The organism is Oleiphilus sp. HI0132, assembly GCF_001635845.1.
The window spans coordinates 1-9,037 of the sequence record NZ_LWGJ01000169.1; the positions used below are offsets into that span (position 1 = coordinate 1).

General features: G+C 43.7%; 11 protein-coding genes. 4 read left to right on the top strand and 7 right to left on the bottom strand.

Annotation, left to right across the window (positions count from 1 at the left end):
* The first annotated feature begins 419 nt into the window (after positions 1-419).
* The gene (locus A3766_RS02140; RefSeq protein WP_068507473.1) at positions 420-731 is read left to right on the top strand and encodes a PilZ domain-containing protein; all 312 of its coding nucleotides are present in this window, start codon (positions 420-422) and stop codon (positions 729-731) included.
* A gap of 81 nt (positions 732-812) precedes the next feature.
* On the opposite strand, the gene rraA is transcribed toward A3766_RS02140, so the two are convergent.
* Positions 813-1,310, bottom strand: coding sequence for a ribonuclease E activity regulator RraA (gene rraA / locus A3766_RS02145; protein ID WP_068511588.1), 498 nt, complete (start codon positions 1,308-1,310; stop codon positions 813-815).
* A gap of 79 nt (positions 1,311-1,389) precedes the next feature.
* Positions 1,390-1,935 (bottom strand): YaeQ family protein, encoded by a 546-nt coding sequence (locus tag A3766_RS02150; protein ID WP_068511585.1) that lies wholly within the window; start codon positions 1,933-1,935, stop codon positions 1,390-1,392.
* A 200-nt stretch (positions 1,936-2,135) separates the two neighbouring features.
* Here A3766_RS02150 and A3766_RS02155 point away from each other — a divergent pair, with 200 nt between their 5' ends.
* Complete coding sequence (locus A3766_RS02155; protein WP_068553587.1) at positions 2,136-3,296, top strand: flavin reductase family protein; 1,161 nt, start codon at positions 2,136-2,138, stop codon at positions 3,294-3,296.
* 21 nt (positions 3,297-3,317) lie between these two features.
* Complete coding sequence (locus A3766_RS02160) at positions 3,318-4,415, top strand: acyl-CoA desaturase (protein WP_068511207.1); 1,098 nt, start codon at positions 3,318-3,320, stop codon at positions 4,413-4,415.
* A gap of 83 nt (positions 4,416-4,498) precedes the next feature.
* Here the strand turns inward: A3766_RS02160 and A3766_RS02165 are convergent, their stop codons facing one another.
* A complete protein-coding gene (locus A3766_RS02165) occupies positions 4,499-4,987 on the bottom strand; it encodes a hypothetical protein (protein ID WP_156490436.1) in 489 nt (162 codons plus the stop codon).
* A 336-nt stretch (positions 4,988-5,323) separates the two neighbouring features.
* Between A3766_RS02165 and A3766_RS02170 the strand changes: the two genes are divergently transcribed.
* Entirely contained in the window at positions 5,324-5,926 is a 603-nt protein-coding gene (locus A3766_RS02170; protein WP_068641572.1) for a cytochrome-c peroxidase, read from the top strand.
* Here the strand turns inward: A3766_RS02170 and A3766_RS02175 are convergent.
* The 4 genes from A3766_RS02175 to A3766_RS32555 all read right to left on the bottom strand — a co-directional run.
* Positions 5,916-6,935: an ArsJ-associated glyceraldehyde-3-phosphate dehydrogenase gene (locus A3766_RS02175; RefSeq protein ID WP_068641574.1), complete on the bottom strand. Its 1,020-nt coding sequence runs from the start codon at positions 6,933-6,935 to the stop codon at positions 5,916-5,918. The genes A3766_RS02170 and A3766_RS02175 overlap by 11 nt on opposite strands.
* A 45-nt stretch (positions 6,936-6,980) precedes the next feature.
* Positions 6,981-7,217, bottom strand: coding sequence for a thioredoxin family protein (locus A3766_RS02180; RefSeq protein WP_068554984.1), 237 nt, complete (start codon positions 7,215-7,217; stop codon positions 6,981-6,983).
* 11 nt (positions 7,218-7,228) lie between these two features.
* Positions 7,229-8,221 carry a permease gene (locus tag A3766_RS02185; RefSeq protein WP_068511225.1) on the bottom strand — a complete coding sequence of 331 codons (993 nt, stop codon included), beginning with the start codon at positions 8,219-8,221 and terminating at the stop codon, positions 7,229-7,231.
* A 25-nt stretch (positions 8,222-8,246) separates the two neighbouring features.
* Positions 8,247-9,037, bottom strand: a 791-nt coding sequence (locus tag A3766_RS32555) for a metalloregulator ArsR/SmtB family transcription factor (protein WP_156508621.1), incomplete at its 5' end; no start/stop codon positions are given.

Here is a 9,037-nt window from a genome sequence, read left to right on the forward strand (position 1 = left end):
GATCCAAACCGAGAATCTTAGATTAAAAGATAAGTCAGATTCTAACATGATGTTAATCGGGGGTGGCCTGGTAACACTTGGTGTAATTCTAACTTTATTAATTCCTATCATTAAACCTTCTAAGAAAAATGATAGCTGGGCGTAAAAAAGCTTATTTTTTAGGCTGCTTTAAAAACAAACACTTAGTCTATTATTTGCCCATTTCGTTCTAAAAATGAGCAACACACCATAGAAAAACTTTTGCCCCAGCGGTATCATCAAGCTTGATGCGCTGGGGTGAATTTCATCCGCATCAACTTATTACTAGAATCTTACCAATTGCTAATAGTCGAATATCTTGTGGTTTTGCTCTTTGACAGCAACCATATTTAGACATATAAATGAAGGTGAGACATTTATCCATAAGAGGTGTTGAATAGATGAATAACCTGTATAGCCGTACCTGGGATGAAAAACGCGATTTCATCAGAATGAGAGTCGATACTGAAATCACTCTAGCCGTTGATAACTCGGACATCAAAGTAAATGGTTATTGCCGTGACCTTAGTGGCGCAGGCATGTTAATAGAAGTAGAAGAAGAACTAACAGCAGGAGCAACTTGCCGGACATCGCTTCCTTCAAGCAACGATGCGTTTCCCGCTCTGGATGCAACCGTAAAAGTACTACGCTGCACACAGGTCGACGAAAATACTTTTCAAGTAGGCGCAGAAATTGTAGAAATCGCGAGTTAGGCGAAGCAATTTCATAAGCACATAAAAAAGCCCGTGAGCGTTTTTCTCACGGGCTTTTTTATGTGTTCGCTAAAGTCTCTACTAGGCTGGCATTTCCAACTTTTCAGGCGAAACAATAACACCATTATTATCGGCATAAACGTAGTGACCTGGTGTAAAGGTTACGCCACCAAAGGTGACCGGAACATTCAGATCACCAATACCACGCTTTTCAGTTTTACGCGGATTAGTGTTCATTGCCTGAACACCTAGCTGCGTCTGCCCGATCACATCAACATCACGAATGCAGCCGTAAATAACCAAACCAGACCAGCCGTTCGCAGCTGCTTTCTCAGCCAACATATCACCTAACAAGGCATTACGCATTGAACCACCGCCATCAACAACCATCACTCGCCCTTCGCCAGGTAAACCCACCTGTTCTTTGACGATAGAGTTATCTTCAAAACACTTTACCGTAACAATTTCGCCACCAAAGGCATCGATTGCACCGTAATTGTTCATCATCGGTTCCAAGACCTGAACTAAATCCGGGTACTCGTCGCACAAGTCTGGCGTAATGATTTTTGTATTGCTCAATGTTTTTCTCCTCGTTTCAATACATTAGATACACGGAGATTAACCGATTGCAGCTATATTCGTCCATCGCAAAAGACAATTATTCCTCGCCAAGCAGCCGCTCGATATTCAAGTCAACAACACTCTCCCCCAAGCTTACATTCAAACTTCCATCCTGAATCATCACAACGAGCTCCATCGTTCTTTCGACATGCGCAAGCAGTGGCTCGATATCAGCCATCTCTGCACGCAAGACAGACAAATTAGCTATACGCTTCAAATCCTTTGCTAACCCGTCGAACCAGGGGGCAACCTTTTGTCCGCCATAAGCCAATACAACAACTTTATCTGAGCGACCTGAAGCTTTACGGATACGTTTTAAATCAGGTAAGCCCAAGTCGATCCACAACTCTATTTCGTCGGATAAAGACTTGAGCCAGATATCCGGCTCATCATCAGTCGATAAACCCTTGGTAAAACTTAGCGCTTCATCTGCATACAATGAAAAAGCAAGCAAACGAAGCAACATACGTTCAATGGTTTCAGATGGGTGAAGTGCAACATTAAGCGAGTAGCTTTGGTAATGATCTCGATCAAAGTCACTTAGTTGCAAAGTAACTTTATAGATCGTGGACTTCAGCGCCATGGTATCCCCAAGATTCGTTAATAAATAAATGGGCATACTACACAGATATGAAATATTCCGCACAAATTAAATTGCTACAATCTCCACTACCAAAAAATTCGGCCACCTAAATTAGATGATCATACTTATGCGACTGACAATTCTAGACATAATAGAACAAAAAGCGTACAACTGTACCTCGAACTTAGTAGGAGGTCACTATGTCTAAAGGGATGAACAGCGAAAGCCCTATAGCAGAATCGCAAACAATCGCTCAGAAAGCTATTGGCTTCTTAAGCCGCCAACTTACCAATACCGGTAGCTTTGGTGTCTTTTTAGAGCCCATTATTCAGGTTTTTCGCCCAAATTGGCGTCACGGAAGAACTAGTGCTCAAGTACTCTTCATAAGAAATGAAACAGATGACATCTACACGCTGACTTTAAGGCCAGAAAAAAAATGGACTGGTTTTAATGCCGGACAATATGTACAGCTAAGCGTTGAAAAAGATGGCGCAATGCTAACACGTACCTTTAGCCTTTCCTGCTCGCCTAAACACTTTCTTCGCACAGGTGAAATCACCTTAACCATACGCGCAAATGAAGAAGGTGCTGTAACGCCATGGCTCAACCAAGCTTTGAAAAGTGGTGACACTGTTTACTTATCCGAAGCCCAAGGTGATTTCCAACTAAGCAACTCAGTAAAAGACAAAGTATTTATTGCAGGCGGAAGCGGACTAACCCCCATATTTTCAATGCTGAACGAATACCAGAGCAACGCTTGGTATAAGCAGGCTCAGTTGCTCTTTTATGTAAATAATAGCCAATCCCTATTCTTTTCCGAGCAACTTTCTCACCTTGAAGCGAAGGGTTTGCAGGTAACAACTATCTATAGTGACCACCAAGGTAGAATAGATCAGCAGCAGCTGGAAATGTTTGTAGAAGACATCAGCGAAAAAGAATTTTACGTATGTGGGCCTGGGAAAATGATTGAAATTACCCAATCGCTTCTAACGTCCAATACGGTTCCTGAAGCAGATATCCACTTTGAATACTTCGGCCAACAGCCTTTATCTCTTGAGGGAATGAATGCAGACGATGCCGATGAACTGATTCAAGTCGATTACCTGGACTCTCGAAAGCAAGTCACCTTTGACCCTCAGCAGTTTATCGAGTCTGACAAAGCTACCCTGCTGGAAATCTCAGAGAACCAAGGTTTAAAACCCGTTGCGGGTTGTCGAATGGGCGTGTGTCACCAGTGTATTTGTAAAAAGAAGACCGGGCGAGTCTTCAATACGCGAACCCAACAATATTCGGATACCGGAGAAGAAGAAATACAGCTTTGTGTTTCGGTGCCGGTTGGCAAAGTAGAACTTGAACTTTAAGAGATTAATCAGGAAGACATTATGAATCCGAACAATACTCAGAAGCCATCCCGAGAAATCTTAGACGGCTTTGCAGAAGAGCTGGACAAAGTTCGCGCAGACACCCTTAAGAAAGTGGGCGCAAGTGATGCAAAATACATTCGACGTTTAATCGCAATTCAACGCGGCAGTGAAATTGCTGGCCGAATCCTAATGGTAATGGGCTTTGTAAGCCCCCTATTATGGGTGTTGGCAGTTTTACTGTTGGCCTTAGCAAAGATTCTGGACAATATGGAAATTGGCCACAATGTACTGCACGGGCAATATGACTGGATGAATGACCCTAACATTAACTCCAGAAAATTCGAGTGGGATATTGCGGGAGACTCGGGCTCTTGGAAGCGCTATCACAACCACGAGCATCACACTTATACAAATGTTATCGGCAAAGACCGTGACTTTGGCTATGGCATATTCCGTCTTAGCGATGACCTGCCTTGGCGGCCAAAAAACCGCTGGCAGATATTCAGCTACCTAGGGCTTAGCACCTTCTTTGAAGCAGGGATTGCTTACCACGAAGTCGCTGCAGAAAGAATCTTTATGGGCAAGCGCCGCGAGACAAGTTCCCTGCCAATTAGCCGCAAGCAATTAAAGAAAGATTTCTTTAGCAAAATCGGCCGTCAAACCTTCAAGGATTACATATTCTTTCCTTTACTATGCTGGCCTGTGGCCGGGCAAGTATTACTCGGTAACTTAATTGCCAATATCCTTAGAAACCTTTGGACCTCTACCATTATCTTTTGCGGTCACTTTACCGAAGACGCTCATACCTTTACTGAAGAAGAAATTCAGGGAGAGTCACAAGGTGAATGGTATTTCCGTCAGATACTGGGTTCTTCAAATCTAGAGGGCAACAAGTTATTCCATATTATGACAGGTCACTTGAGCTGCCAAATCGAACACCATTTATATCCAGATGTGCCAGCACGTCATTACCCAGCAATGGCTGTTGAAGTTCAGAAGATCTGTGAGAAATATCAGATCCCTTACAATACGGGAAGCTTTTCAAGCCAGTATAAAACTGTTGTAGGACGGGTACTTAAATATTCCAAGCCTACTGCACAAGAAGCTATGGCTTAATACTAAGCTAAGTTTCTTTTCCTTTTACCCTTTAACGCAGCTAATGACCCCAATTGTTAGTTGCGTTTTTTTGTTGTAAAACGCTAAGCTGTTTGCGCCAGCTGGCCAGGATAAGTTATCTCTTGCTTTAAGCGTCTTACATGCAGCTCTTCGACAACCAGACTCTGCTTTTCATCTACCCCTCCACAGCAAGCCCTCAGGTATTCTAGATTTCCACTCACCTTAAAGCTCACATTACCAGATAACATTGCAGACTTAGATTCTCCCATACACTGCTCGTCAACCAAGATCGTATTCTCTCCCTGTGCATCTTTGTAGCTTAACCAAAGAGATACCGGTTTTTTCGCTGCTTGCGCCAAACTCAACCAAACCGCCGCATTAAAGGTTAACAACCTGGGTTTGGCGCTACTAACCTTTTGTTGCGCACTCGGCTTTTGCCTAAGCATCTTTAAAAAGCCCAACCTTTCCTTCGTATTATTTAAATTCTTAGGTACTCGAACATCAGAATACTCACTACGCGGCACTTCACTAAGGGTTTTCAGCATAAGTAATTTTGAAGGTATGGAAGACACAAGAAACTCCTAAATTTGATATGTTTTAAGCTTACCCTATCTACCGCCTACGCACCGCGTGTCAGTCGTTATAAAGCTTGTGCCTTAGCGCACAAGGCTACATTAGCTAATACTGAACTTACATCTCACCACTTACACTCACACAAACTTACAGAATTGACTTGGATCAACAAATGGTAACAGGAATTATTCTCACCTTGTATTAATTATCATTTATATATCTAATACCCACATTACCAGCTTAGACCGGAATCTCTAACTATGAACACAGCCCGCCCCCTGCCAGTCTTTTTCACATACCGGAAAGGCCATTCCAAGCTAGCGTTAAGTCTATTCATGTTGATAGCAATCTGTTCCAGCCACATTGCCCTTGCACAAATAAACTCTAAAGAAGCCCTAGGTGAACTACTCTACTTCGACCCAAACCTTTCATTAAACCGGACTCAATCTTGCTCTAGCTGCCATAACCCTGCGACAGGGTTTGTCGATAAGCGCACACATGACACAAGGCATACTCACCTTGAAGGAATGGTTTCGTTAGGTGACGATCAACAATCTTTTGGTGACCGTAGCGCACCAACCAGCAGCTATGCGAACCAGATTCCTATCTTTCATGTTAATAAGAAAGGAAAGCATGTTGGAGGACAGTTCTGGGATGGCCGAGCAGCAACACTGGCTGACCAAGCGAAAGGTCCTCCACTCGCAGGTATCGAAATGGGTATACCTAACAAAGAAAGTATGCAAGCACGTCTACTTGAATCGGAGGTCTATAAACAAGCCTTCTCTAGCCTATTTGGAAAAGACATATTAAGTAAACCGGGGAAGCTCTATGACGCCATGGCCGAAAGCATCGCAGCCTTTGAAAAAACCGATTTTTTCTCTCCCTTCGACTCAAAGTATGACCGCTATTTAAGAGGCGAATATGNNCTTAGTNANTAATTTTCTGGTCGATGAGGCCGACTTTACGAACCAGCTCAGCTGTTCGATTGGCATAGCCCCATTCATTGTCATACCACACATAAAGCTTAAGTTGAGTGCCGTTAACCAGCATAGTTGAAGGCGCATCAATGATGGCTGAACGAGGATCGGTTTTGTAATCGATAGAAACCAGTGGCCGCTCTTCGTAACCGAGTATGCCTTGTAGTGCTTCTTCAGAAGCACTTTTTAATAGAGCGTTCACTTCTTCTACCGAGCTTTCTTTTTCTAGTTCGAATACACAGTCAGTGATCGATGCATTGGCTAATGGAACACGTACCGCATGACCGTTTAACTTACCTTTTAACTCTGGAAAGATATGAGTGATCGCCGTAGCTGAACCGGTGGTGGTTGGAATCAGGCTCATACCACAGGCTCGTGCACGTCGCAGATCCTTATGGGGCGCATCGAGAATGGTCTGGGTATTGGTAATATCGTGAATAGTTGTCATTGAGCCATGTTTAATACCTAGACTTTCATGGATCACTTTAACCACCGGCGCCAGGCAGTTTGTTGTGCATGATGCAGCAGTAATAATCGGGTAGACCTCTGGGTCATACAGGTCATCGTTCACACCCATCACAATATTTAGTACACCCTCTTCTTTGACCGGAGCGGTCACGACAACGCGCTTCACACCCTGATCGAGATAGGCCTGAAGTACCTGCTTGCTCTTCATTTTGCCGGACGCTTCGATAACAATATCGCAGCCTGACCAATCGGTTTCAGAGATCGTCTTATTTTGTGTGCAAGGAATCGTATGCTCACCGATAAGTATGCTTGAACCTTCACTACTTGCTTGATGAGCCCAAATACCGTGTACGGAGTCAAAATTTAACAGATGCGAGAGTGTAGCAGCGTCGCCAGCCGGGTCATTAATCTGAACAAATTCGATCTCCTTCCAATCGAATGCAGCTCTGAGTGAGAGTCTACCCATACGGCCAAAGCCGTTAATGCCTACTTTGATGGTCATAGTGATTTATCCCTTAGATAAGAATTATTTGATCAAATTTCTCTGTTAGCTTGTTAGCCACTCAGTTACTTGGTTTCGAGTTGGAATCGACCCGCTGTGAACAAGTTCCTCATTAAGAACAACGGCAGGTGTGCTCATTACCTGATAGTTCATAATTTCTTGAGGGCTGGTTTCTTTACTAACTTGAATTTGCTGGTCTAGTTCTGTCGCAATAGCCTGGATTAGGGCTGCTGTTTTTGTGCATTTAGCACAGCCTGTACCGAGTACTTTAAAAGCTTTCATTAGCTTTTCCTTTATATAAAAGGGCTAAGGCCGTTGAATAGCCAGCCTATGAGCGTGAATGATATGAGGAGCATAACGAATAGGGTGCCAAGTAATTTCCACTGCATGACTTGCTTGAGTAGGATGAATTCTGGAAAACTAGCAGCAACAGTACTCATGCAAAAGGCGAGCGTAGTACCTACAGGTAGCCCGTTGGTTATTAAGCTTTCCATAATCGGAATGACGCCCGTGGCATTAGAATAAAGTGGAATACCGAGTACTACAGCTGCAGGGACTGACCACCATTGCCCATCACCCAAGTGTGCTTCGATCCAGCCATCTGGTACGAAGCCATGTAAAGCAGCGCCGAGACCGACGCCAATAATTACCCATTTCCATACGCGGCCAAAAATCTCTGTTGCCTCACGTACTGCAAATTGATGACGTTGTTGAAAGCCAAGCGCTTGAGCTTTTGATGCTGTAGTTTGTGGCTCTTTTCCTTGTGCTTTGGAGAGGGCTTCTGCAGCAAAAGACTGTAACCATTTTTCGGCTTTGATGGTGTCTAGAAATAGGCCGCCAAGGATCCCAACCGTCATGCCCACCAATACGTAAATAAGGGTGAATTTCCAGCCTAGTAGACTTAGCAGTAACAGTATGGCCACCTCGTTAATGAGTGGTGAGGTAAGCAAAAAGGACATAGTAATTCCTACGGGAATACCCGCTGAGGTGAAACCTAGGAATACGGGAATGCTGGAGCAGGAACAAAACGGCGTGATTGCGCCAAAACTCGAACCCATTAGGTAGCCAATCCCTCGATTTTTTTGTGCCAGGTAATCTCTGACTTGTTCAATGTTGAGGGAGGCGCGTATCAGTGCAATTAAGTAGATCATAACAACGAGCAGAACAAAGATTTTGCTAACATCTTCAACAAAAAAATGCAGGGCGTCACCGAGCTTGGTTTCCGGGCTCAAACCCAATATGTCAAAAACAAACCAGGCGGCAAGATCAGTAAATATCTGAAACATGTTTATCTACCCTCGTTGAAGAATATCAATTGCATGAAAGCACTCTATCTGGACGGGTTTTCATCGTTTCTAGTCGCCTGATGTTCATACTGAATTCTGAAATATTGGCGTCGCATGTTTGTGCTAAAACTGACTTAGCCCAAGATGGTAGACTAGGGTTTATCCTATAAAATACCCATTGCCCCATGCGCCGGTCTGTCAGAATGCCTGCTTTTTTGAGTAGTGCCAGGTGCCGGGAAACTTTAGGTTGCTCATACTCCAATGCTGCCATCAGTTCACAGACGCATAGCTCACCTTCATATTGAATCAGCATTAGGCATTTAAGCCTCAGCTCATCGCTCAGACTCTTGAATAATTGTAATGGCGATAGCTCGTTTGAATGTTGAGCATCAAGTATTGCTTGATTACTTTCGATTGCAGCAAAGCTATTAATTCGACGATTTATTTCAGTTAAGCTCATATGAAAACGTTCGATGTCGCTTAGGTCATCACCCTTAGATACCTTAGGGTCACTGAAGCTCCATTCTAATTTCTTCTCTTTTGCACCGAGTGATTTACATTCTTGAGTCGCCCTGTCACAAAGGGTAACTACGTAATCAAAATGTTGCCCGGCGAGTTCGTCAATATGCTTTGATTGATGAATGTTTTCGATACCGTGAGTTTTAAGAGCTGCCAAGGTTAGCGGGTGAACTGTTTCAGGGTTTGTGCCAGCACTAAACGCTTCGAATCGATTACCGTGATGGTAATTGAGTAGGGCTTCAGCCATTTGTGAGCGAGCTGAATTACCGGTGCATAGAAATAGTACGCGCTTCTTCA